Here is a 26105-nt window from a genome sequence, read left to right as displayed (position 1 = left end):
TAGTAATCAATAAAAAATGGGTAGTGCGATATCATACCCAACTTTGCTCACGAGCAACCTGTAGCAATTGTTGTCGGCTGTGACAGCCCGCTCTCTGATACATCTGTTTAAGATGGTATTTCACTGTGTTTTCACTGATGCCCTGATGACGAGCTATCTGTTTATTGGTCATCCCTTCATTCAGCCTTGATAAGATCAACGTCTCTTTCGTGCTAAAGGGGCCGGTTCGCCGGACAAGGTGTTCTGCTTCGTAGGCGCTGTTAACCAGTGGGAGTAAATTTTGGACTTCGACAGAAATCTGAGAACCTTGCAGCCGCAAGGATTGTAAAGCTTTAAGCGGCTCCAGTATCCACTCAGACTCCATCAGAAACGGCAACTGAATACCTGTCTGAGTCGTCAGGATTACGGCGTCTTTTAATGCCGATTGCGCAAGCCCTTCGTCATGGGTAGCGAAGCGCAAACGACAAACAAACAAGGACATAAATACGCGGCTCAAACCGTCACTTTGGCTCTCCAATGCCAGTTCGATCTCCGCTATTTTTTGTTCCAATTCTTTTACTGAAGATCGATTCTGCCTTGCCAGAGCCGACACCTGATTTCTAAGCTGAAGCAGCCTGAAGAGTTTGTCCCGATTTTGTGGCTTCTCAACATTTTGCATCCGGTATTGCTCAAGTGCCTGTTCCGCCTGAAACCATTGCCCTTGCTGCTGCATAAGATAGGCTTGAATTAAATCAAACTCCCGCGAGTATGACGCCCCCATAACTTGCCAGTAATCGGCTTTTAGTCCATCCAGCTTCTGCAATGTCTGAGTGCTACCCGACGAAAGGCTGTCGATTAAAACGCCACACCAACAGTAATCTTTCATCATGGTAGTCCACATCTCGCGTCCACCTTCCGCTAGCCCGACACTCTTCCAGAGATCAAACGCGTGAGACAATTTGCCCTTCAAGAGCGCTATCCGGGCTTCTTCCAGATACAGCATATCCATCTCGTTGTAGAGCTCATCAACAAAACTGACCGATTTCAGACACTTTCGTCCGATATCAACCTGACGCTGAGCTTCATCCAGTTTTCCCAATTCAATACAAATATTGGACATATGAAGGCACATAAAAAACTGCAGATAGGGTGCGTCAGCATCACCATAAGATCGGTAAGCAATTTCACCCGAAATACTGGCTTTCTCAAACAATTCCAGATCGATGTAATTGGCGCACAATTCGTTATGGAGAATACCTAAGTACATAGGGTCGTTAAGAAAATTGGGATGTAATTTCTCTAGCTGCTGGCAAGAAGTCTCTGAGGGTTTACTGCTCTTGAAAGGATCCAGCATGGACTTCATCAACCTGAGTATGGGCTGTTGACTGGCGTGTTTGGTTTTTATTGCTTCAAACAGGGTAATCGCATCTGCAATATCTCCCGACTTAAGTTTTGAGAGCATGGTTGCCCAGCACAAATAAATGTTCCCTTCGACAATGGGTTTTGGCATCACAGCCAGCACTGCCTTAAGGGCAGCGTACCCATACAGGCAACCAAACATACTATTGCCATTTTCTTCAAACCAACGAATGGCCAAGTCGTAATTGCTGGACTGAGCAGCCTCAGTAATCGCGAGGATTACCTGACCAGAATCGTGATGACTTTTAGCGACAATGCGCATTGCCTGTTGGTGATAGCGACCATTTTTACGGGCGAATTTTCGCAGAGGTTCCTTTAGCATGGGGATACCCAAACGAAGCCTGCCTCCGAGTTCTACTTGGACAATCGGTGATAGAGATGCAATTTCGGATTCTGATAATCCACCTCTTTCCTGAGGAATGCCTTCAGAAAACGCCAGCGCCACCAACGCTCGGACCACTTTAAACGGAAACACGGACAGTAGATTAACGGCAATAAAATGATGCCATTGAGACAAAAATAAAGGTTCATTTAACCGTTCAGCGTAATCGACCAATATTGGCCACCCTGCAGTCTGCTCATAGAGCGTTTCGGCGTCTTCTACGCCTAGAGTCCGAATCTCTTCCACTGAAAAAAACAGATCCTGACTATTGAGAATGGCAACGTGTTTGTAAAGCAAGTGAACACTGAGTGATGGAGGGTGAGCCAGCAAACCGACCCCTAGGTAAATTCTGGCTTTTTTACGTTTGATTTGAGGCAGTTGCTTTAAGATAAGGTCAAGTTGAAAGGTATCTTCATCATGTCCGGCATCAATGACTACCCGTTCCCCTTCTCGTAGTTCGTCCGCACCAAGGAAATGCTCCTGAATATCGACATCCAGAAGTCGGGCAAACATTTCCAGAGTGCGCGTTTTTCCACTTCCCGGAAAACCGCTGATTAACACTATGGGGAGCTCAATGTCCCTGAGCCGATATAACAAAGATTTCCGTTCGTGCATGCTTCAGATAAACAACTCAACCTCTTAATGACTGATTACTTATTAACCTAAAGCAGAGGACATAAAATTACCAGTGTTACCTCAATCCCATAAAGAAAGCCCATTCAAAAAGGATTGAATGGGCTTTAAAAAACAAACAACTTTATCTTTAATAAAGTTCGGTACCATCTGGTCGGGTGCGAAGTAAATTGAGGATCCACATATATTGTTCTGGTCGATCCCGAAGAAGCTCTTCGAGCGCTTGGTTCATCATTCTTGCGTCCTGCTCTTCATCTCCTGTAGGGAAATTTTCTAGTGCAGGCAGAATGAAAAGCTCAAACTTCCCTTTTTCTGCATTGTACGCTGGAATCATTGGAACAACTTTGGCACGGCTGAGTTTTGCGAGCTTACCAAATCCTTTTAATGTCGCTTTCTCAGTACCAAAGAAAGGAACGAAGACAGAATTCTCGGCACCATGATCTTCATCTGGCAGGTAGTAAGCCATGTACCCTTCTTTGATTGAACGAAGGTAGGGTTTTATTCCTGCGTGTCTGGGAACAATTCGACCACCATAGCGCATTCGCTGAACGTTCATCAGCCAGTCACCAATGGGGTTCTTTTGCGGACGGATCATAATCACGACGTCATGACCATAAGAGGAGAAATACATTCCGGTGTAATCGATCGCCCAGCAATGGGGTACTAGGGCTATCACCTTCTCTCCGTTTTCTAGACGCGGGAAAAGATGTTCACCACCGAATACTTCTCCTCGGTTCTGATTGTACTTTTTGCTGCGAACAGTCAGTTCAGCATACCCAAGGAAAAACTGTGCGGCCACTTCATACATCTTTTCCAACAATGCCTGACGCTCTTGTTCTGATTTCTCTGGGTAGCACAACTCTATGTTTTTCTTGGCTCGACGCAATGCTCCCGAGTTTCTTTTGGAGAAAAAGCGTGACAGCCAGGCGGCGAATTTATCGCGCGGTCGATGAGGAACAAATGCAAGGATCAGGGCAAATCCGATACCAATCCAGGTTGGCCAGTATTTGGGGTGTAAAAACGACCATTGAAATTTTGGATCGTACAATTGTTTTTCGATGTTATCGCTCATTCGACCATGAAATCTGTCTTGGGATTAGGCGCGTTATGGTATAACAAAGGTCACTCAAAACAAACTACAGATACTTATGGCTTTTTCCCTGCATCCCCAATTAGAAAAGGACACCTCTCACATCGGTGATTTTCCACTTTGTACGGTACTGCTCCACAAAGATTCCGCAGTACCCTGGGTCATTCTGGTACCAAAAGAAGAAAACCTGAAAGAACTGCACCACTTGCCAATGGATAAACAACAGCAGTATCTGATTGAATCACAGCTTATTTGCCAAACGCTAGAAAAGCTTTTTGAACCTGACAAACTGAATACGGGCGCGCTTGGAAACATGGTTCCACAGCTGCACCTTCACCACATTGCCCGATATAAGAACGATCCTGTTTGGCCAGGTCCGGTTTGGGGGAATACCAGCGGTGAACGTCGCTCTGAAGAAAATCAGCAAAAGATGGTAGGTCAGCTACGCGAAGCCCTAACGCACTCTCCTATTTTTAAATAGCATTAAAAAAGGGATGGCTTTGATGACCATCCCTTTCTGATTACGTCAGATTTAACCCGTCACAACATTCAGTGCAATTTGCTCAGGCTTAATTATCCAGTTATAGGTGACATTCGATTCCGATTTATCACGAGTTCGGGATACTTTGCCTTTCTTCATCCAAATTGCCATCATCGCGTCTACGCCATCTTCGCTCATTCCAAACTGCTTAGCGAGCTTGCTTCGGCTGACTTTTTGCTCTTGAGACAAATAATCGCTTAACTCCGTTAATATCATGCCACGGCTACCTCGCTGAGTTCGGTCTGCTTTTCTCCTTCTCTTTTTAAGAGTAAGTAAGTACCAACGAACAATAGCGATACAACGGCAATACAGAATGCGCTGTAAACTGGATGTTCCGCAAAGTGAGTCACCTGGTAATAAAGTGTGGCGCTTCCATAAGCCAGAAGCATGGTCCATGCCGCGATGAAGCGCGCAAATTTATGCCCAAATTCCCTGACATACGCCCCCATTGCCGCGACGCAAGGCGTGTATAAAAGAATGAAAATGAGATAAGCAAATGCGGCATTCCCTGTCACAAAGAAATGTTGAAGGTTACCAAAGATACTGCTGTCTACTTCCTGATCTTCTGCCACTGCATTCGAATCGGTAAGGTCACCAACTTCTATACCCAGCGGATCGCTGTAGCTAAGCCCAGACAGGTTTTCAGGTATGGTATTGACGGCTTCATTCAAGCTGCCCCATAGATCAAACTCTGATGCTTCTTCGTCAGTTGGTGTTGAGTAAAGGCTGTTTAGTGTGCCGACTACGGCTTCTTTAGCAAAAATACCCGTGATAATACCTACCGTTGCTGGCCAGTTTTCTTCTTTAACCCCAATCGGCTCAAATACAGGAGTAACAATTTGTGCGGCCCGAGAAAGAACAGACTGCTCCGAGTCTTCGTTTCCAAAGGTTCCGTCAGTCCCCAGTGAATTGAAAAAGCTAAGAATAGTGACCACAACAACGATGGTTTTACCTGCCCCTAATACAAATCGATTGAGTTTTTGCCAGGTTTTCAACAACACGTTCTGCACGGTTGGAAATTCATAGCTTGGCATTTCCATAATGAAATGCTCACTGGAACCAGGGTAAAGGGTTTTCTTTAGAAGTAACCCTGTCCCGACGGCTGCAAGAATTCCAAGCAAGTACAACGCAAACACCACATTCTGACCCGCTTCTGGAAAAAACGCGGCTGCAAAAAGTGCATAAACAGGAAGCCTGGCACCACAGGACATGAATGGCGCCATCGCTGCCGCCAGTTTGCGTTCGCGTTCCTGATCAAGTGTGCGCGTCGCCATCACAGAAGGAACGTTACAACCAAATCCAAGCACCAGCGGAACAAAAGCTTTGCCGGGTAGCCCGATTTTTTGCATAACTTTGTCGAGGACAAACGCCGCTCTTGCCATGTAGCCAGAACTTTCCAGCAAAGCCAAAAACAGATACAGGCAGGCAATAACAGGAATAAAGGTCGCCACGGTTTGAATACCGCCGCCAACACCATCTGCCAACAAGGTCACCAGCCAGACAGGTAAGTGGTCATCAAGCAGATAATGTCCACCATCCACCAGCAGCGTACCTACGCCAATGTCGAAGAAATCAATAAATGCGCTGCCTATGTTGATAGAGAACATAAACATTAGGTACATAACAAAGAAGAAGAAAGGAATACCTATCCATTTGTTCAGGACCAGGTTATCAATCATCTGAGTCGTATTTCTACTGAGCTTCCCTTTGTCTTTACGGACACGCTGGCAAACCTGATGTAAGAACGTGTATTTAACGTTGGCAACTTGGAAATCTACGTCAATTTCTAACACAGCATTTTGACGGAGCACAGCTTGTCGCTGGTTCTCATCGAGCGCGTTGGCCACAAGAGGGTCCTGCCCTAATGCCCTTAATGCAAGTGCCCGAGCGTTGTTTTTGTTGTCGAAAGTTTTCACAACTTGATCAAGAGCCTGCTCAAGTTCGTTCCCATAATCCAGAGTAAATTCTTCGACAGGTAAACCCTGAACAAGCCATTTATGAAGTTGTTCACGGAAGGTGCGTGTTTGCTGTTTATTATTCGCTGACAATGCAAACACTGGACAGCCAAGAGTGGATTCCAGTGCTTTGATGTCTAGAGTTTGACGAGCACGAGTCAGAGCATCCATCTTATTGACGACAACAATCATTGGTCTGCCCAGTTCACGAAGCTGAAGTGTCATATATAAGCTGCGTTCCAGACACGTGGCATCCACAACATTGATAATTAAATCTGTTGGATGAGTCAAAGCCGCTCTGGATGCGATAGACTCGTCAATACTGTTGGCATCATCCGCACTGTCTAGTGCATAGATACCCGGAAGATCGGTCAGCGCGAATCGGTCGCCTGCGTGTTCAAAATGACCCGTTTTCTTTTCAACAGTTACACCCGCCCAGTTGCCAACATGTTGTTTTGCGCCAGTAAGCGCATTAAATAAAGTGGTTTTGCCGCTGTTTGGGTTGCCTATTGTTAAAATGTCGTATTGCATTATGCGACCTCCACTTCAACTTGCTGAGCGAGATTTTCTCTCATAGCAATTACCACGCCGCGTACTTCAACTTGCAGTGGGTCACCCATTGGCGCTTTGCGCACCAACTTAATTTGAGTATCCGGCAACATCCCCATGACCATGAGTTTTTTTCTTATTTCTTGGGTTAGGTTACCCAAGCTGGTCACTTTGGCATTGTCGCCTATGCCCATTTCAGAGAGCTTCATCAGTGTATCCTCGACATTATTCGTAATGATAAACATTATTATTTTTATCATTAAATATATCGGAACAGCGTTCTGAAGTGTTGAGCTCAATCAATGTTCCCGTTTTTAATCTTCTCTGAAAAAACAACGTCAAAAACGTCATTTTAACTCTCGTCAAAAACGTTAAAAAAGCGACATAACCGCTTAATAGTTAAACACTAATTCTATCAATATAAAGATTTCACTACTGAGACAAAAAACATAAAGTTAAATTAAACAAAGAGTTAGAGGTGAAAAGTAAAAAGTGTCGGATTTCTTATGCCAATGTGTCGTTAATTCAATAAAGAAAATAAGTCGGCGAGGATATAGTTATCCCATCGAAAGGCAATCGCCTCAGATAAGAATTCCAGAGGTGATATAGCTTAGGCTATATCACTCCGGCAGCAAGCGAAGGTGTCATTGACACCCGTGGTATAGTCCCCCCGGCTATACCACGATATTTTTTTTCTGGTCTTCTTAACTATTCTTTCTAATCCAACAATTCTTTCACTTCTAACTGAATTTCCTTACATCTTAACCGTCTGATGTATCATTTATATTTCAATATATACCCTCAGTTTCATTTCATTCTAAACAGCTCTAACACGCACCTATCGTTGCTAACGGTGTTTTGACCCATAGATGCGGGTAATGTGCGACTTAACCGTACTGTGACGCCTTGTAGTGCGTTTCATCGTCGGTCAGCATCTTAATTGGCAGTCGTATACCGTAGATGGTGAAATAAAGCAGAAAGGTAATTGAGAGGGATAAGAGTTAAAGAATCAGTTGAGCTGCTGATGTGTGAAGGACATTTACGGTGTAGAGAAGCTATATTTCTACGCGCCTATATTAGCTTCAATAAATTTGGACGGTGATATACCGTAGTGATGCTTAAATCGCTGGCTAAAGTAAGATGGATCGTTAAATCCTGTGTCGTAGGCAACGTCAGAGACTTTCTCTCCACTGATCAGACGTTGACAGGCTTTCTCCAAGCGAGTTTCATTCAGATACTCTTTAAATGTCTTGCCAGTTTGCGATTTAAATTTACGTTGAAGGCTACGTTCAGACGTATAAATCATCTTAGCAACCTGTGTTGTTCCAAAGTCCGGGTCATGATAGTGAGCGTCCACTAACTCCAGAATTCGAGTCAACCACAGCTCCTCTTCTGTCGGTAACTCTTCGGAATCCGGCTCAACAATTGCTGGGGCAGGAATAATGAACTCGCGGCTGCTTTCTGGTTCCTCGTTTATCTCAGTAGGAGCATTGGACCAAAGTGCATCAATAATATTGATGTTGCTGTCTTTCTTTCGGAAGTAACACTCACCACCACCGAACTCTACATATCGCCTTAGCCCCTGCAGGCTTGTGTCGGTAAGCGCACTCCATTCTTCACCACTGTATTTCTGGTTAAAGGAGTTATACCCGAGGACTTCCTGCTGAGAGATTGGATTGCCCGTATCCTGAATTCGGAATCCGCACATATCCTCGTGAGTCACGACCATTAACTCAATCTTATCTCCGCGCTTACTGCGCCTCGAGACATTAGCCAGCATCCCATGTAAGACGAAATCGAGATTGAACTGCTCAATGTACACAGAAATGGCAGCGGGAGATTTGTATACGTTTAGCTGAACGCCTTGCCTCGCCAGCTCTTCTTCCCAATGAGTAATCACTGCGTCGCAGACCATGTTTAAATCGTGACTGGCTCTAGACTCACCCCGTTTTTTGAAGCCAAGGTCTACAATTTGCTGGAGAAGATAAAAGGCACCTTTAAACTGACCAGATTCAGCACCGCTCTGACAGATGTCTTCGAACACACCCTTGGTTTTTCCTGCCAGGTTATCAATGTAGGACTGACGAATGTTTATCTGGCGCTTAAGTAATTTATTACTGTTTACCAACATGTCACTCTGGTGCTTCAACTGGCTGGTTCTCAGCTCCACTTTATCCCGGAGTGCTTTGTTAATTCTTCGAATTTGTCGGGAACGCCACAACACAATCAGACCTGCAAATATAATAAGGCAGAGAATCAGATAGGCGATGAACCAGCCAGACATATACCAAGGGGTTTCAACTAAGAAAGAGAAACTTGAACCTTCTGCTTCTACCTCAGATTGCGTAGAAGTCCGCACCTGCAACTCGTAAGAACCCGGAAGCAAATAATCAAAGGTTAGCTGGGAACCCTGAAGTGAAATCCAATCCTCATTGCGACTGCCAAGGAGGCGATATTCCAGGCTCCAGACATCGAAATCGGGAAGAACACCAAGCACGAAAGACAGGTTTTCTCCATGAGGTACTACGTAAGACTTGCTACTGTCCGGGGCAAATTCGAAGGGTTTTCTGTCTAACAGAACCTGCCCGAACTTAACCTTACTCTGCGGAAGCTGTGTTGCCTTGAGCGCGGTTTCAGACGTGAGTATCACACCGAGCTTAGATCCGAAAATCAAACTGTCACCATTAGGACCAACGGAACACACATCAGGCAGGAACTCATTGTTTATCAAACCAAAAGGGGCACCATAGTGGTGTAATAAATGACCTTCATTAGAATAGAAACTGAGCCCTTTCGATGTTGAAAGCCACATACCGCGTTTCGTGGTCACACTACACAGAGGCTTAATATCGGGCTCAAATAACTGAACACCTTTTTGAGAGCGGGTTGTAGGGTCATACAGACTTAAGCCACGACTGCTTATGCGCCATGTTTTACCATCAATCGCTTCCGACATGTCTAAGGTACGAGCTAACAGCGCATCGCCCTGTCTATCTAGCTGAAGACGCCCATTGATGTAATAGTACAACCCATGATCAGTGCCGATCCAAACCGTTCCAGAAGCAGACGTATACAAGTGAGTAATCTGAGTTGGAAAATACTGTCTTGCCACCCAGCCATACCCAAAGTTCTCAATCACTTTCTCTTCGGGCTGATAACGAATCAATCCTTCTTCGGTTGCCACCCAAAGCATGCCACTGCTATCAACGGTTATTCGGTTAATCTCTCTTTGATTGAGCTGACTGGGAAGAAGGTCTGTTTCCAGTTCGAGAGTGCGGATATTGAACCGGCGAAGTCCATCTGTCATGGCTAACCACAAATGGTCACCCTGCTGAACTAAATCGTTTACACAACCTTCCAAAAGCCTTTTCGGATGGTGCATATTTTTCGGGTTTAACTTATAGAAACCCTGATCAGTGCCAATCCAGTGTGTTCCATCAGTCGAGGTAAAGACTTGCTTAATGTTACCAAGCCCAAGGTGCTGCAGGGTATTGCCAAACCTTACACGTTCGAACAGACGACTGTAGAGTGAGAAATAATTGATTCCCTTATTTGTCGCAACCCAAATACCACCCTGCCCGTCGTTATAGAGATCGTAAATATGATCGCCGGGTAAAGCGTAGTCATCCTGATAGTTTGAAGCGATATGTGTCGTCTCACCGGTCAGGAAATGGTAGATATAGATTCCGTTTTCAGTGCCCAGCCAGTAAGACGTGTCGGTCTCTTCAATCGCTAGTACGTGTGAACGCCCAATCACTTTAGATTCGCTGGATTCGTTATCAATACTTATGATTCGCGCCCCCCGCAACGTACCGACCAGCAACTCACGGCGCTTGAGTGAAAAGTGAAGTGCTTCTATATGATGTTTAGCAGAAGAGCGTATGTGGTAGAACTTTTTTCCCTGATTAAAGTAGACACCTTCCGTGGTACCCAGAATCCAGCGTCCATCAACATACTTAGCATCATTGATGATGACCCGGTTCTTAGAGCTACTCCGGTATACAAAATTGAGGGGAAATTCCGTTAAGGATTCATCATCCAAATTTAGGGTGTAGAGGTGTTCTGCGGTTGATGCCCAGATGTACCGACTGCTGACACCAATCCTTAACACTTGTCGATTAGCAGGAAGAGTCGCAATCAGTTCTCGTTCATAATTGGGTTTGAACCGGTATATCTGATTTTTTTCCGCAAACCAGAAGTACTGCCGGCTGTAGGCAACCTGAGCCAATTTGCGTTCAAATACGCTGCCTGAGCGCGGAAGGATGTGCTGACCATCAAAGAAACGTAACTGACCGTGGATATCGTGGATCCATAGACCACCATCAGGTCCTGAAATGAGATTTTTCGCCGTCAGAGACTGCCCTTGCATCTGGAATGGCAAAGGATAAAAGATGGAATTGTCCTCGTGCGCACGCAAGCTTTGGCTTGCCACGAGCAATATCAGTATGAATACGACGCGCGTAATCAAATCTTTTCCCTTTTTTCTAAGCAGCAAATAAACTCTACCGCCATTCTTTAAGCGAGGCGATTTTGAGTAGCTAGATAAGTTATACGAATTATGATGAATAAAAAAGGCGCAGCGAGCTGCACCTTTCATTTATCTAGATTTGATCACGTAAAATCTGCATAACACCATCGGCATTTTCTTTAAATTCCGGCAACTTAGCACTTGGAACATCCGATGCTTTCGGGAGCTGAACCTTCATCGGGTCTACGGGACGGGAGTTTTTGATGAACTCGTAATGCAAGTGTGGACCTGTCGAACGACCTGTATTTCCACTGAGCGCAATTTTCTGACCACGAGATATATTGTCACCTACTTTCACCAGAATTCTGTGTAAATGCAGGTATCGGGTCATGTATTCGCGACCATGTTTGATCACGATATATTTACCAGCCAGAGGATGACTTCTGGCTTTCACCACTTTACCGTCGCCCGTTGCATAAATAGGCGTTCCAATGGGTGTAGCAAAGTCGGTTCCGTTGTGTGGGGATACTCTTCCAGTTACCGGGTGTTTTCTGTGAGGGTTGAATCGCGAACTAACACGGTATCGTTTGTTGGTTGGAAGACGGTTGAATGCCTGTTCAAGGCTCTGACCAGAAGCATCATAGAATCGGTTATCTTCAAACTTAACCGCTGAATACTCTTTGCCGCCATTCACATACAACATGGCTTTCACTTCACCACGACCTACCGCTTTTCCATCGATAAATTCTTGCTCCAATTGAACAGCAAACTTATCGCCCTTTCTGGCCCGTCGACCAAAATCAAACTTCCACTGCATGGATTTTACGATGGTGGCAATCTGACCAGGGGTTAAACCCGCATTGATGGCGGACTGGTAAAAACTTCCTGAAATTTGTCCGTTGATCAGAATAGGTTTGAGTTCACCCGTATTTTCTAATCTTTGATATTCGTAACCAGAGTCAGTCAGGGTGTAAAGATCGTACTGTTTGGCATTGCGCTCAATGCGAAGCTCTTTTAAACGCCCTTCATCGTTAAGAGTCCAGTTAAGCGTCATTCCCGGGCGAAGGCGCTCAGCGGCTTTATCAGTATTTATCAGGGAATACATGTCATTCAGGCGAAGACCATACTGCTCAAACACGGTGCTGAGAAGCTCCCCTTTCGCAACAACATGCGAATGAGTTGGTTCGCTGTCCTGACTAAGGGCTTCTTCTAACTCATCTTTTGGTGCCGAAAACTCTGGTGCGAAAGAATCTATCTGAGCCCCTAAAGGTTCACTGTTTTGATCGGCTAATGATTCGGTTTGTTCGACTTCCAGATCGATCTCTATGCGTTCTGGAGAAACATCTGAGGAAACAACAATTGGAGGGGTGGGACGCCATAGCGATACTGCAACTGTCAGTACCGCCAGACTCATAATAGTAATTTTGTGCTTTTTAGGTAATCGCTGCCATTGTTTGGCAGCGACTTGGATATTTTTCATTCAGATAGACAGCTAGAAAATTGAGTACCTAACGACTTCAAGAAGTCGAAATAAGCTCCAGGCTGTACTTTAATGCTAACCGCAAGTGGATCGAGTTCACCTTTGTTTACGTCCGTTCCACGTGTGACCGAGTTAATAACAGCTGGAGTAAATTGTGGCTCAGAGAATACGCAATGTGCATCTTTAGATTCAAGCTTTTTACGTATTTTGTTTAAGGTTTTTGCACCAGGCTTGCGCTCAGGGCTAACAGTAAAGTGACCTAAGTTATTTAATTTAAAGTAATTCTCATAATATCCGTACGCATCATGGAAAACAAAGTATCCGTTTTGGCGAACAGGCGATAATTTCTTTTCTAGCTCAGCAATTGTTGCACTTAAGTTGCTTTCAAACTTCTTAAGGTTATCTTGATAGCGCTGTGCATTTTTTGCATCAATGGCTGAAAGCTTGTTAGCAATAGCTGTTGCAGCTTGTAATGCTTGCTCAGGTCCCAACCAGATGTGCATATCGTGTGTGCCATGATTGTGACCATCGTGGCTGCCATGTCCGTGGTGATCATCGTGGTCATGGTGATCATGTTTATCATGATCGTGCTTATCGTGGTCGTGACCTTCGTGATGATCGTCATGTTTGTCTTTTTCACAGCCACAGCCGCCGTATTCACGCAAAATCATTTCCGGCTGATCATGCAATGCAAAAGCGCCTGAGTGGCTTTCCATCACACCTGTTAGAAACGTTTCTAATTCTGGACCAACCCAAACAACCAGATCTGCTTTTCTGATTTTTTTTACATCGGATGGTTTAAGTGCGTAGTCGTGAGGTGAAGTATTAGTGGACAGCAGTACCTCTGACGTGGATACTCCCTCCGTGATTTCATTTGTGATTAATTGAATAGGCTTAATTGAGCTTAAAACGTTTGCTGCATTGGCAAAGGCAGGAAAAAGGCTGAGCAGCAAAAACAAACGACCAAAACGTGACATTTCGTCCTCTAGTAATCTTAACTTGGATGGTATTGGGACAAATGTTACATTATAACATAATAACATTGCAATAGCGGTTAATGATGACTCTTCTCGCCTCCCTAAATTCCATTCGGGTGCAATTTGGTGACAAACCAGTTCTCGATAATATCTCCCTCGAATTACACAAAGGCCAGATTACTACGCTGATCGGTCCAAACGGGGCAGGAAAGTCAACCTTGGTTAAGGTTCTGCTTGGACTCAATAAGCGATTTGATGGTGAACTCTCTTTTGTTGGTAAGCCAAAAATTGGCTATGTCCCTCAAAAACTGAGGCTCAACGATACTCTACCACTAAGCGTTGAGCGCTTTCTTAAGCTTGCAGGAAAATACAGCAAACAAGAGCGTTTAGAGGCACTGAAATTAGTGGGTGCTTCTCACCTTCTCAAAAATAACATGCACCGCCTGTCTGGTGGCGAAACCCAGCGCGTATTGCTGGCACGTGCCCTGCTTCACCGTCCTGAACTGTTGGTTCTGGATGAACCCGCACAAGGTGTCGATGTTCAGGGACAAATAGACCTGTACAATCTTATTGACCATCTGAGGCACCGTTTTAACTGTGCGGTGCTGATGGTGTCTCATGATCTGCATCTGGTTATGGCTAAAACCGATCACGTGGTGTGCATTCATCATCACGTCTGTTGTTCAGGCACACCTGCCGCGGTCAGTGAACACCCTTCTTATATCGCGCTCTTTGGACATCGCAATCGCGAATCTCTAGCGTTTTATCAGCACGATCACCTTCATCATCACGATCTTTCTGGAGACGCGGTTTCTGGAAACGCTGAAACTTGTCAACATTCTCAACACGGTCACAAACATGATTGAGTTTCTATTACCCTCTATTATTGCTGGTATTGCCATCGCCCTTATCGCTGGTCCTTTAGGTTCATTCGTGGTCTGGCGAAGAATGGCTTACTTCGGCGACACTCTCGCTCATGCTTCTTTGCTGGGCTTGTCACTTGGCTTTCTTCTCGATATCAACATCTATCTGGCACTGGTGGTGTGCTGCGTTGCGCTGGCGATGATTTTGGTGACGCTCCAAAAGCAAAAAGTCGTCGCTACCGATACGCTCTTGGGCATATTGGCACACAGCTCCCTTTCGCTCGGTTTAGTAGCGATAAGCTTTTTCGACAATGTACGTGTTGATTTAATGGGTTATCTTTTCGGGGACTTACTCGCCGTATCACCGGAAGATCTGACGTTTATTTTTGCTGGTGGCATTTTCATTATTGCAGTACTGGTGTACTTCTGGCAGCCATTGCTGTCCAGCAGCGTCAATGAAGAATTGGCGAATATCGAAGGCATCAATACAGATTTTATGAGGCTGATACTAATGTTGCTGGTGGGCATAGTAATCGCCGTTGGCATGAAGTTCGTAGGTGCTCTGCTTATTACATCATTAATGATTATTCCAGCTGCGGCAGCGCGCCGTTTTTCCAGCACACCAGAGCAAATGGCGGTTCTCTCATCGGTGTTTGGTGTTATTGCCGTGTTGAGCGGGCTAGCCTTCTCGTGGAATCTGGACACACCCGCAGGTCCTTCTGTAGTGATCAGCGCCGCGATGATTTTTATCCTATCTCAGTTTAAACGAGTCACTCACTAAAAGAATAAACAACAGAGGGAAGCGAGCGTTTCCCTTTTTTGTAACTTCGCAGCTTCAAGCTGCTAGAGTATGTCGTTGAATCACTTCCAACGATTGTAATGCCAAATCCATTGTTCCGGATTTTCCCGAATCACCACTTCCATGTATTCCATCGCCATGTTCGCCTCGGCTTCCATTCTTGCTTTGCCAACTAAATCGTCTCTTGGCTTTAATTCGGTAAAACTGAGGGTCTGAGTGCCTTTAGAAGATAAGGTGTGGTGAAGATAAGCAGGGCAGCCTAGCTTCTGAGAAATAAAGAAGGGGGTCGCAGGAATCTGGGTTTCGAAACCAAAGAACTCGGTCGCAACACCTTCTGACCTCAGATCCATGTGGAAGATAATCCAGTTTCCCTTTGAAATCGACTGCACTAGCCCAAGAATACTGTTGTTGCCGCGCTCCACAAAAGGAATGTCCAGCTCATTCGCCACAACTTCGATGATGGTATTTTCCGTTTCGCGTTTGCCATCTTTACCCGCGCCAAAAATCGTCTGCGTAGGCACGCCCTGCTGGTTTAAATACCATGTCACTGCATCATAGATACCGGTATGTGGACACAGGATCACCCCACCCTTTCCTTGTTTTGCCTGCTCGATGATTTGTTGTAAGCCATCATCAGACTGGAAATTTAACGCATTTAAGTGGCAAATCCCCATAAGGTTATCGAGCGTCTGTTTTGCCGCGGCTCTGGAAACCTTTTTCCGCCATTCTGGCTGGCTGTCAGGAAAAACTCGCATCAACCCCTGATTCGCAATCTTATATCGAGTGGAATGCAGAATGGGGGCAATCATGCTGGCTAAACACTTCTTAAAAAGAAAAGGAGTCCGGATAAAAGTGCGGGTGCGTTTAGCAATTTTTTCGAGTTTGTGGTTATCGGTCATGCAGGTTGAACCAGTCCAGAACCTGACGAATGGTGGCATTCAGATCAAAGTCCACGGTCATCAAGTCAACGGCAAAACCAAACTCACTTTCCACGTTAGTAATCAGATCAATGAATGAAAACGAGTCAACGTAATCAAAAAATGCGTCGTTTTCGACAACTTGTGTACCCGGCGCGACTAAATTGGAAATATAAGTGTTGATAAAGTTTTCTACTCTCACGAGGCTAGCTCCTGTAGTTTTTGGTATAGGGCATTCACATCTGTTTTGCCGTTGATGTTTCTTGGCAGTTTTTCTAACGTAAAGATTTGCTTAGGTGAAACTGCCCGCGGTAACAGCTGGGCAAACGCTCGAATGATCTCTGGACTATTTAATGTGCTCTCTGACTGAAAAAACACCACAACACCGTTGGCGTACCCAGCCTTGCTCAAAGGCCATGGAACAGCGGCAACTGATGCCAGCCCCGTGATTTTTCTAGCTGCGGTTTCGATTTCACCTAGCTCTACACGGTGACCCGCAATTTTGACCTGATGATCATTGCGCCCGAGGTGGTGAAGTACGTTAGTGTCCCATTTCACAAGGTCGCCGGTTTTGTACCAGAGAGTGCCGGCACCATCGGTAAAGTAAGCACGTTGAGTATTTTCATCGTCATTCCAGTACTCGCCTGCTAGCTGAACCCCACGGATGTATAGCTCTCCTTGAGTCTCACCTTTCAGTGACTCAATAAGCACGGGCGTTCCCGCTTCATTGGCAATGGCCAAGGTATCTTTACGAAACGCGTTACCAACAGGGACTGAAATCTGATCACTGTCGTGTTCAGGGGAATACGTATGCGCTGTGACCGTGACAGTGCACTCGGTCGGTCCATAAATATTGACCACCTTTTGCCCTGTGGCTTGCTGCCATTTATGAGCCAAATCAGTGGCAAGCGCCTGCCCACAAAAAATGCTTAGTTTTAATGATGGAATTGAACCCGGTTCTAGCGCATCACGCTGCATGGACAAATCAATGACGGACGGGACGGATAACCAAGCGGTAATTTCGTGGTGGCGAATAAATTGAACCGGATTGGTTTTCAGGATCTCTGGTACACAATACAAGCAGGCACCGTGCATCCAGGCAGAAAACATGTCGTGTATTGATAGATCAAAACTAAGATCTGAAAACTGGGCAACGCGGTCAGACGCTTCTAGCGGAAACGCATCACGAATATTCTCTAAGTAACACGAAAGGTTGTGATACGAGATTGGAATTCGCTTGGGTTTCCCCGTTGAACCTGAGGTGTGCATGATGTAAGCCAGCGAATCGTCCTGAACCGGGCGAAGCACCTCTGTTGAGGCTAGTGGTTCATCTAAAACCTGAAAGCTGTGCGCGGGAAATGTTTGTTCCCATTCATCGAGATCAATGTTCGAATCGAAGAGGATTGTCCAGCTTTGTTCTGCTTCTTCAAGCATCAGCTTCAATAGCCTCTGGTGGTTTGCATCACAAACTAATACCTGAGTCGCCGTGTCCTGCATGATCTCGGCGAGCTGAGCAGGTGACTTTTTGTTATTCATCGGTACCCAGGCTAAGCCAGCCAGATAGCATCCTAATACGCTGGCATAAGCATAGAAACTGCGGTGAGCAAGAATCGCCACCTTTTCGGTTTCGAGTGAAACGCAAGCCTCACCAATTCGACTCGCTCGTCCCGTTAGCTCTTGGTAACTGTAATGCTGATTGGCAACCCAAAGCGCAGGCTGATCCGCTGACGCTTTCACGGTTTGGTAGATATGTTCTCTCATAAACTTCAACTATTTATTATGCGGAACGCTTTAACGAGTGCTGGATGTACTGGTTGAGTTTCGTTAAACCTTCACTCTGACTGGCGATGCGGATTTGTTCATCGAGAATGGCAGTCAGGTGGGACATTTGAGTTAGAGGATTCGCCAGTACAACGCGAAACACAACGCGCTTTTGTTCTTCTTTGTTAACTCGAATCTTGGTACGGGACACAAATCCAATACCAGTATCACGCTGGGTTTCCTGAATTTCTTTATTAAGCTCGTCTAACATCTCCAACGCGGCATAACGGGATTCTGCATCCAGCAGATTCAGAGATGACATCAGAGAATCAGGGGCGTATCGATAGGTGAGAATGCAAAGCGTAGGGTCACTGGTCAGCTCAAAGTCAGTCAGGGTCGCTATATGTGTTGCCAGTGCTTTGGCTTTCTCAATACTGTTATCAATCAGTTGAGACATCCCTTTTTTACCCAACAACGCAAGGTTTGCCGCCACCATAGCGGCGACTGCACCACGAGACCCTTCGATAGTATGGGCACCTAAATCATCAGAGCCTTTTCTGATGATGTAGTTAGCATGATGCGAAATTGACTGAACGACATGAGGATCTTTGAACAGCACCATGCCCGCTCCCATTGGGACATAAAGCTGCTTGTGGGCGTCGATAGTGACGGAGTCCGCTTTTTCAATCCCAGAAAACAGTTCACGGTGCTGATCGGACAGCAAGCTCGCTCCGCCCCACGCGGCATCGACATGAAAGTGGCACTGGTATTCACGCGCCAAATCCGCCATCTCATTCAGAGGGTCAATAACCCCTGTTTCAGTGGCGCCCGCAACGCCGACAATGGCAAGTACTCCGATGTTGTCGTCGCGCAGCCTGGATAACGTCTTGCGAAGGTCAGCAATGTCTATCTTGTGGTGAGAGTCGGTTTTCACCGCAATGAGGCTCTCTTTGCCGATACCCAGTAAGTCCGCGGCTTTTTTTAGTGAATAGTGACCACTTTCCGAGACCACGATAGCCAGATCATCGTAAGGGCAATCTTTAAGTGCCTTGAGTAAGCCTACCTCTCCAACATTGGCTCCTAAAGCTCGATTTCGTGCAACCCACAGTGCAGAAAGATTGGCAACTGTGCCGCCAGAGCAAAAGTTTCCCAGGCTAAGTTCTGATGAGATTGAACTCTCAGAATAATCCGATTGATAACAGAGCTTGTGGAAATAGTTAATGATGCTTTTTTCAAGCGCAGTGAACTGATTGGATGTTTCAACCTTAACGACATTCTGATTTGTAGCCGCCAAGATTTTGGACATCATGATGGCATGCTTAGGCAAAGCAGAGGTCATGTGTCCGACGAATTCAGGAGAAAAAACAGGGGCACTGCAAGTGAGCAGGCCCTGCAGGAAATCGCAAAATGCTTCAGTAGTCAGGGGGGATTCTGGCACCTCAAAATCCGTTGATTGACCAGAAACTGCTACGTCAGACAGTTTGCAGAGGAAGTATTCGTAATCGTGTTGCAGTGTTTCTTCAATCGCTGCAAGTGCCGTTAAATCGGCTTTGCCATTAAAGAAGTCTTCGACTTTGGAAGATGGATCAGTCCTGGCAGCAGTCTCAGAGGAAATCTCTTGAGAATTTGAAGTAAAATACACCATAGAAGAGTGACCTATTAATATAAAATTCTGATGTGGTCATGGGATCTACGGGATGCTATAAATTAATAACAGTTGAATCAATATGTTTGGCTAAACGTATTGTCACAGATTGTTCAGATAAGAGAAGAGCAGGCTATGCCTGCTCTTCTTCTTTCGACTTGAGGCTTTGGTAAAGCCTTGAATAGACAGGATTGTTTTGTAATAGCTCTTGATGAGTTCCCTGACCAGAAACTTCACCTTGTTCAATCACTATGATGTTGTCGGCATGCTCAATGGTCGAAAGGCGATGGGCAATTACAACCAGAGTTTTCTCGCGCTGAATATTTGCCAGTGCGCTTTGGATGGCTTTTTCCGATTCCGTATCCAGTGCCGAAGTCGCTTCGTCCAGAATCAGTACTTTAGACTGTTTAAGTAGTGCACGCGCAATGGCAAGCCTCTGGCGTTGACCACCCGACAGAGTGACGCCATTTTGCCCGATTTCTGTATCGTATCCATTCGGCAATTTTTCGATAAACTCATGTGCATTAGCCAGTTTCGCTGCTTTTTCTATTTCAGCGCGATCGGCATTTTCCAAAGCTGGGTAGGCAATATTGTTGGCTATGGAATCACTGAACAAATGAATATCTTGCGATACTGAGCTAATGTGCGTTCTTAGGTTGGACAGTTCGAACTCTTCAACATTCACATCATCCAGGTAAACCGCCCCTTCGTTCACTGAATACAAACGTGGAAGCAGTTGGACCAGGGTACTTTTACCTGAACCTGAGCGCCCGACTATGGCTGTCATTTTGTTTGTAGGAATATCGATAGAGACGTTATTCAGCGCTTTACTGGTATTTTCCTCATAGCTAAAGCTCACACCGTCAAATCGAATGTGCCCTTCTGTATGGGCTTTGGTGACGGTTCCAGTATTGCTTTCCGTTGGTTTATCCAGAATATCAAACAAGGATTCACACGCCGCCATACCGCGCTGGAATTCAGACAGAACATTGGTGAGTCCGCGTAAAGGGCGCAACAAACTGTACATAGCGGCAAATACTACGGTAAAGGTACCAGCTGACAGTGTATTGTGAATGTTATCCATACTCGCGATGTAGAGCACAGCCACCAATGCAAAGGATGCAACCGTCTGTATGACCGGGTTTGAGATTTGCTGAGCCACAATCAGTTTCATGTTCTGCTGGCGAACCTGATTAGAAACGCCTTCAAAACGGCTGACTTCTTTCTTCTGACCACCAAAGCTCAGCACTTCTTTGTGCCCTTTGAGCATTTGTTCGGAGCTGGTCGCCAGATTCCCCATTTCGTCTTGAATGTTCTTACTGACCTTCTTAAGACGCTTAGAAATCACGCTAATCAGAATACCAATGACAGGGCAAACAACGAGAAGCACAGAAGATAGCTGCCAGCTCGTCCAGAACATCAGTCCAAGTAAACCAACAATAGTCACAATCTCGCGCACAAGCGTGATTAGCGTGCTGGATGTCGCGCCAGCCACTTGCTCTGTGTCGTAGGTGATTTTAGAAAGCAGTGTTCCCGTCGATTCTTTACTGAAGTAGGAAACGGGCATTTTCATCAGATGATTAAATAGCTGTCTGCGCAGCTTCATCACAATATTGCTGGACACCCAACTTAAAAGGTATCCATAAACAAAGCCACTACAGCCACGCAGAAGTGCAACACCCAAGATAATAAACGGCAGGATTTTAAGGTAGTTAGACTCTAAGTCGCCAAACCCTTCGTCTAGGATGGGTTTCAGCAGAGAAAGCATGTAGATATCGCTTAATGCGTTAATCGCCAGTGCAACAATAGCAGCACCAATTGCCAGCTTATATACGCTGATATAGGGCCATAACCGCTTAAATTGCTCTAGGTTTTTCTTATCTTTAATGACAGACATAAGTGTTACATAGAAATTTTTTGCGCTAGATTACCATTAATTCGGTCTGTGTATTGTACTTTTGTCATCAAAACTGCCGCTGGATCTGCTCAAAAATGCTTGCTAAAGTCCGTCAATTCTGTGCGTGACTTCAGCTAATCCATCATTTAGAAAGAATTTATGACTTTAAGAAATGCGCTTCGCCGTTTTGACAGCTATCGTCGGGACAAAATGGGCTCTTCTGAAATCTTGCTTTATAAACTATTAAGCAATAATCGATCATTAGAACCTGAGCTTTTGGATAAAGACCAAGTGAAACATATCCTGTTGATTCGTAACAATAAGCGAATCGGAAATATGTTCTTCATGTTGCCTTTTATTCGAGAACTTAAAAAGCAATATCCCGACGCTAAAATCGACTTACTTCTGCGCGAACCATGGCAAGGACAGTTCTTTCAGCATATGGGATTAGGCAGATTCGATTACTCCAGCTTTTCATTTAAACAAATCGCAAGCTGGTTGAAGTGCATTTTTGATCTCAGAAAGAACACTTACGACTTAGTCATCGTGCCTTATTCATCTGTCACGGACAGCATGATGTCTTCGATGCTGGACGCCCGCAACAAAGTTTCTGAATACGCGAAAGACCGACTGCCTGCTGCGCCGCACTCCTCTCCTCTTCCGATTCGCCACCCTCATGCCGCATTAGAAAGTCTGGATGTGCTTAAAGGCATGGGTATCAAGCTGGAAGAGCAATACGACCACACCATGGCGTTTTCAGAAGATGAAACCAGACAAGCAGAAGCTATCGCGTCTGAGCTGAGGAAAGAAAGTACCATTACTCTGGCGTATTTCCGAGGAGCGCGTGGTGAAAAGCAGTTGGATGAGACAACTTGGCAGAATATTTTGTCTAAATTTGATGAAGTCACGGGTAAACAGGTCAACTGGGTCGAGATTCTAAGCCCTGATATTCCCGCACCTTTAAATCCAGAAACACAAACCTATCAATCTAAAGATATGCGCCTTCTGGCCGCGGTTCTTAAACAAATGGATGGGTTTATTTGCTGTGATACAGGTCCGTTGCATCTGGCGGATGCGGCAGGCGCAAACTGTATAGGTTTATACACGCACACTTCAATCGAGCGCTATGGGCTTCTCGGTTCAAACACAGTGAATGTTGATGGGTTAGATAACCTCGACGCCGCCCAAATTTTAAAATCTCTTGAAGTGCCCTTCTAGGCCACTCTTAAAATTGTAAGGCACAAAAAAACCGGAGGCTCAGCTCCGGTTTTTCATTTTCAGCTTTTTGACTTACCAGCCAGTCACTTCGCGAAGTGCTTTGCCGATTTCAGCCAGAGACTTAGTCGTCTTCACGCCTGCCGCTTCAAGAGCTGCAAACTTGTCTTCCGCTGTGCCTTTACCACCAGAGATGATTGCACCTGCGTGACCCATACGCTTACCTGGAGGCGCTGTAACACCTGCAATGTAAGAAACTACTGGCTTAGTGACGTTTTCTTTGATGAACGCTGCTGCTTCTTCTTCAGCTGTACCACCAATCTCACCAATCATAACGATTGCTTCAGTTTCTGGATCTTCCTGGAACAACTTCAGAATATCGATGAAGTTAGAACCTGGGATTGGGTCACCACCGATACCAACACACGTTGATTGACCGAAGCCTTCATCGGTTGTTTGCTTAACTGCTTCGTAAGTTAGCGTACCTGAACGTGATACGATGCCCACTTTACCTTTCTTATGAATGTGACCAGGCATGATACCAATCTTACATTCGTCAGGAGTGATAACACCCGGGCAGTTAGGACCGATCATGCGAACGCCAGTTTCTTCTAGCTTCACTTTCACATCGATCATGTCAGTTGTTGGAATGCCTTCAGTGATGGTTACGATTAGCTCGATACCTGCATCGATAGCTTCAAGAATCGCATCTTTACAGAAAGGTGCTGGGACGTAGATAACCGTTGCTGTTGCGCCAGTCGCTTCGACAGCTTCACGCACCGTGTTAAATACTGGAAGACCAAGGTGAGTTTGACCGCCTTTACCAGGAGAAACACCGCCAACCATTTGCGTGCCATAAGCGATTGCTTGCTCAGAGTGGAACGTACCCTGACCACCAGTGAAACCTTGGCAGATTACTTTGGTGTCTTTATTAATTAGTACAGACATTATTTGCCCTCCACAGCAGCAACAACTTTCTGAGCAGCGTCAGTTAGCGACTCAGCAGCAATGATATCAACATCAGAATTTGCAAGTACTTCACGACCTAGGTCAGCGTTAGTACCTTCAAGACGAACAACTACAGGTACGCTTACACCTACCTCTTTAACCGCACCGATAATACCTTCAGCGATCATGTCACAGCGAACAATACCACCGAAGATGTTAACCAATACCGCTTTTACGTTGTCATCAGACAAGATGATTTTGAATGCTTCTGCCACACGTTCTTTTGTCGCACCGCCACCTACATCCAGGAAGTTAGCTGGCTTACCGCCGTGCAAGTTTACGATGTCCATCGTACCCATTGCCAGACCAGCACCGTTAACCATACAACCAACGTTGCCGTCTAGTGCTACGTAGTTCAGTTCCCACTGAGCTGCATGTGCTTCACGCTCATCTTCTTGTGATGGATCGTGCATTTCACGAAGCTTAGGCTGACGGTACATTGCGTTAGAATCAATGTTGATTTTGCCGTCAAGACACAAAAGGTCGCCTTCGCCAGTCACTACTAGAGGGTTGATTTCCAGAAGCGCTAGGTCGTGCTTAGAGAACATAGAACCAAGACCCATGAAGATCTTAGTGAATTGTTTGATTTGGTTACCTTCAAGACCAAGTTTGAACGCGAGCTCGCGACCTTGGTATGCTTGAGGACCTACAAGTGGATCGATAGCAGCTTTGTGAATCAACTCTGGCGTTTCTTCCGCTACTTTCTCGATTTCAACACCACCTTCAGTGGATGCCATGAATACGATTTTACGAGTCGCACGGTCTACAACCGCACCCAGGTAAAGTTCATTAGCGATGTTAGACGCTTCTTCAACCAAAATCTTAGTAACTGGCTGACCGTTAGCATCTGTTTGGTATGTCACTAGGTTTTTACCTAGCCACTTTTGCGCAAATTCTTTTACGCCATCTTTTGTATCGTGCAGTTCAACACCGCCCGCTTTACCACGTCCACCAGCGTGAACCTGACACTTTACAACTTTCTTCTCAGTACTGATGCGACCCGCAGCTTCGAAAGCTTCCTGAGGTGTGTCACATGCGTAGCCTTCCGGCACAGGCAAACCGAATTCTGCAAACAGCTGTTTGGCTTGGTATTCATGCAAATTCATTGTGTTATTCCGTTTGTTTATCCCTTAGGGGATTTATTATTTCCATAACGCCGTCTATTAAACGGACGTCTGTAGGGTCTTCTCAAATAAATCTCGTTGTGCACGCGAGGCAAACGAGATTCAAGTGAAGGCCAGACAGTTGAGCCAGTCTAGCCTTGAAAACTAATACACGTCTAGCAACCGGAGGTCACTAGACGTTTTAGCGATATTAAACGTCTAACAGCAGACGTGCTGGATCTTCTAGCAACTCTTTAATTGTTACTAGGAAACCAACCGACTCACGACCATCAATCAGACGGTGATCGTAAGACAACGCTAGATACATCATAGGCAAGATTTCAACTTTGCCATCCACTGCCATTGGACGTTCCTGGATTTTGTGCATACCAAGAATAGCAGATTGAGGCGGGTTGATGATTGGCGTAGACATAAGAGAACCAAACACACCACCGTTAGTGATAGTGAAGTTGCCACCCATTAGCTCGTCAACTGTCAGCTTGCCATCACGACCTTTGACTGCCAGTTCTTTGATGCCTTTTTCAATTTCAGCAAAACCTAGCGTGTCACAGTCTTTTAGTACCGGAGTAACCAGACCACGAGGAGTCGATACTGCCATGCTGATATCGAAGTAGTTGTGGTAAACAATATCATCACCGTCGATAGACGCGTTCACTTCTGGGAAACGCTTCAGAGCTTCAGTTACTGCTTTCACATAGAAAGACATAAAGCCTAGGCGAGTACCGTGGCGCTCTTCGAACTGATCTTTGTACTGCTTACGAAGATCCATGATTGGTTTCATGTTGACTTCGTTAAACGTAGTCAGCATTGCTGTGCTGTTCTTCGCTTCAAGCAGACGATTTGCCACCGTTTTACGCAGACGCGTCATAGGGACACGTTTTTGCGTACGAGCTGCTGCAGGCACTTCAACCTCTGGCTGTGCCGCTACTGCCGGAGCAGATTTCGCTGCAGCCAGATGCGCATCAACATCTTCACGAGTGATACGACCACCAACCCCTGTGCCCTTCACTTGGCTAGCTTCAAGGTTGTGCTCAGCCAGAAGGCGACGAACCGCAGGGCTAAGTGCATCGTTAGACTCTTCGGTTAGTGAAGCCTTGTGACGTTTGTCAGGCGACGCTTCCGTACCGTCTGTGCTATCCGCTGTTGGCTCACCGGCAACTGCACCAGGTTTTAGTTTACCGATGATTTGACGACCAAGAACTGTCGCACCTTCTTCTTCAACAATAGCCTCAAGAACACCCGCTTCAGGAGCAGGTACTTCAAGTACTACTTTATCTGTTTCAATATCAACAATGACTTCGTCACGCTCAACAGCTTCACCAGGTTTTTTGTGCCACGTTGCAACCGTCGCATCAGCTACAGATTCAGGTAAGTCTGGAACCAGAATTTCAATTGTCATATCT

At 45.6% G+C, this 26105-nt stretch carries 20 protein-coding genes; 4 read left to right on the top strand and 16 right to left on the bottom strand.

Annotated elements, in window-relative coordinates:
* Positions 1-31: 31 nt before the first annotated feature.
* Together QMG91_RS04750 and lpxM are read right to left on the bottom strand one after the other, a co-directional pair.
* A complete protein-coding gene (locus QMG91_RS04750; RefSeq protein ID WP_281829199.1) occupies positions 32-2341 on the bottom strand; it encodes a helix-turn-helix transcriptional regulator in 2310 nt (769 codons plus the stop codon).
* 202 nt (positions 2342-2543) lie between these two features.
* A complete protein-coding gene (lpxM, locus tag QMG91_RS04745; RefSeq protein WP_004407408.1) occupies positions 2544-3485 on the bottom strand; it encodes a lauroyl-Kdo(2)-lipid IV(A) myristoyltransferase in 942 nt (313 codons plus the stop codon).
* Positions 3486-3561: 76 nt separating this feature from the next.
* Between lpxM and QMG91_RS04740 the strand changes: the two genes are divergently transcribed.
* Complete coding sequence (locus QMG91_RS04740) at positions 3562-3984, top strand: HIT domain-containing protein (RefSeq protein WP_022607263.1); 423 nt, start codon at positions 3562-3564, stop codon at positions 3982-3984.
* Positions 3985-4035: 51 nt separating this feature from the next.
* On the opposite strand, the gene QMG91_RS04735 is transcribed toward QMG91_RS04740, so the two are convergent.
* The 6 genes from QMG91_RS04735 to znuA form a co-directional block, all read right to left on the bottom strand.
* The gene (locus tag QMG91_RS04735; RefSeq protein ID WP_022551314.1) at positions 4036-4260 is read right to left on the bottom strand and encodes a FeoC-like transcriptional regulator; all 225 of its coding nucleotides are present in this window, start codon (positions 4258-4260) and stop codon (positions 4036-4038) included.
* Positions 4257-6530, bottom strand: a complete 2274-nt coding sequence (feoB, locus tag QMG91_RS04730; protein WP_281829194.1) for a Fe(2+) transporter permease subunit FeoB — start codon at positions 6528-6530, stop codon at positions 4257-4259. Before feoB ends, QMG91_RS04735 begins: the two co-directional genes overlap by 4 nt.
* Positions 6530-6757 (bottom strand): FeoA family protein, encoded by a 228-nt coding sequence (locus tag QMG91_RS04725; RefSeq protein ID WP_004400601.1) that lies wholly within the window; start codon positions 6755-6757, stop codon positions 6530-6532. The genes feoB and QMG91_RS04725 overlap by 1 nt, the downstream gene beginning before the upstream one ends.
* Before the next feature lie 854 nt (positions 6758-7611).
* Positions 7612-11016 (bottom strand): AraC family transcriptional regulator, encoded by a 3405-nt coding sequence (locus QMG91_RS04720; protein ID WP_281829191.1) that lies wholly within the window; start codon positions 11014-11016, stop codon positions 7612-7614.
* Positions 11017-11149: 133 nt separating this feature from the next.
* Positions 11150-12496, bottom strand: coding sequence for a murein DD-endopeptidase MepM (mepM, locus tag QMG91_RS04715; protein WP_022597594.1), 1347 nt, complete (start codon positions 12494-12496; stop codon positions 11150-11152).
* Positions 12493-13473 carry a zinc ABC transporter substrate-binding protein ZnuA gene (gene znuA / locus QMG91_RS04710; RefSeq protein WP_022597596.1) on the bottom strand — a complete coding sequence of 327 codons (981 nt, stop codon included), beginning with the start codon at positions 13471-13473 and terminating at the stop codon, positions 12493-12495. The genes mepM and znuA overlap by 4 nt, the downstream gene beginning before the upstream one ends.
* 83 nt (positions 13474-13556) lie before the next feature.
* Between znuA and znuC the strand changes: the two genes are divergently transcribed.
* Together znuC and znuB are read left to right on the top strand one after the other, a co-directional pair.
* Positions 13557-14339, top strand: coding sequence for a zinc ABC transporter ATP-binding protein ZnuC (gene znuC / locus QMG91_RS04705; protein WP_022551319.1), 783 nt, complete (start codon positions 13557-13559; stop codon positions 14337-14339).
* Positions 14332-15117, top strand: coding sequence for a zinc ABC transporter permease subunit ZnuB (gene znuB, locus QMG91_RS04700; RefSeq protein WP_022597600.1), 786 nt, complete (start codon positions 14332-14334; stop codon positions 15115-15117). Before znuC ends, znuB begins: the two co-directional genes overlap by 8 nt.
* A gap of 80 nt (positions 15118-15197) precedes the next feature.
* Here znuB and QMG91_RS04695 read toward each other — a convergent pair whose 3' ends face one another.
* From QMG91_RS04695 to msbA, 5 genes are all read right to left on the bottom strand, one after another.
* Positions 15198-16034 carry a lysophospholipid acyltransferase family protein gene (locus tag QMG91_RS04695; protein WP_281829187.1) on the bottom strand — a complete coding sequence of 279 codons (837 nt, stop codon included), beginning with the start codon at positions 16032-16034 and terminating at the stop codon, positions 15198-15200.
* Complete coding sequence (locus tag QMG91_RS04690; RefSeq protein WP_004400586.1) at positions 16024-16254, bottom strand: phosphopantetheine-binding protein; 231 nt, start codon at positions 16252-16254, stop codon at positions 16024-16026. Before QMG91_RS04690 ends, QMG91_RS04695 begins: the two co-directional genes overlap by 11 nt.
* Positions 16251-17813, bottom strand: a complete 1563-nt coding sequence (locus tag QMG91_RS04685; protein ID WP_281829184.1) for an AMP-binding protein — start codon at positions 17811-17813, stop codon at positions 16251-16253. Before QMG91_RS04685 ends, QMG91_RS04690 begins: the two co-directional genes overlap by 4 nt.
* A 16-nt stretch (positions 17814-17829) precedes the next feature.
* On the bottom strand, positions 17830-19458 hold the full coding sequence (gene panP / locus QMG91_RS04680) for a pyridoxal-dependent aspartate 1-decarboxylase PanP (RefSeq protein WP_281829182.1): 1629 nt from the start codon (positions 19456-19458) through the stop codon (positions 17830-17832).
* 133 nt (positions 19459-19591) lie between these two features.
* Positions 19592-21355 (bottom strand): lipid A export permease/ATP-binding protein MsbA, encoded by a 1764-nt coding sequence (gene msbA, locus QMG91_RS04675; RefSeq protein WP_281829180.1) that lies wholly within the window; start codon positions 21353-21355, stop codon positions 19592-19594.
* 159 nt (positions 21356-21514) lie between these two features.
* Between msbA and QMG91_RS04670 the strand changes: the two genes are divergently transcribed.
* Positions 21515-22573: a glycosyltransferase family 9 protein gene (locus QMG91_RS04670; protein WP_022589953.1), complete on the top strand. Its 1059-nt coding sequence runs from the start codon at positions 21515-21517 to the stop codon at positions 22571-22573.
* A 72-nt stretch (positions 22574-22645) separates the two neighbouring features.
* Here the strand turns inward: QMG91_RS04670 and sucD are convergent, their stop codons facing one another.
* From sucD to odhB, 3 genes are all read right to left on the bottom strand, one after another.
* A complete protein-coding gene (gene sucD / locus QMG91_RS04665) occupies positions 22646-23518 on the bottom strand; it encodes a succinate--CoA ligase subunit alpha (RefSeq protein WP_004400579.1) in 873 nt (290 codons plus the stop codon).
* A complete protein-coding gene (sucC, locus tag QMG91_RS04660) occupies positions 23518-24684 on the bottom strand; it encodes an ADP-forming succinate--CoA ligase subunit beta (RefSeq protein WP_004400577.1) in 1167 nt (388 codons plus the stop codon). The genes sucD and sucC overlap by 1 nt, the downstream gene beginning before the upstream one ends.
* 208 nt (positions 24685-24892) lie before the next feature.
* Complete coding sequence (odhB, locus tag QMG91_RS04655; RefSeq protein ID WP_281829176.1) at positions 24893-26101, bottom strand: 2-oxoglutarate dehydrogenase complex dihydrolipoyllysine-residue succinyltransferase; 1209 nt, start codon at positions 26099-26101, stop codon at positions 24893-24895.
* Between the last annotated feature and the right edge of the window lie 4 nt (positions 26102-26105).

Origin of the sequence: Vibrio nigripulchritudo, assembly GCF_027924785.1 — a bacterium.
GTDB lineage: Bacteria > Pseudomonadota > Gammaproteobacteria > Enterobacterales > Vibrionaceae > Vibrio > Vibrio nigripulchritudo.
Note: the sequence above shows the minus strand (reverse complement) of the source record. Positions and strands in the feature narration are given on the sequence as shown.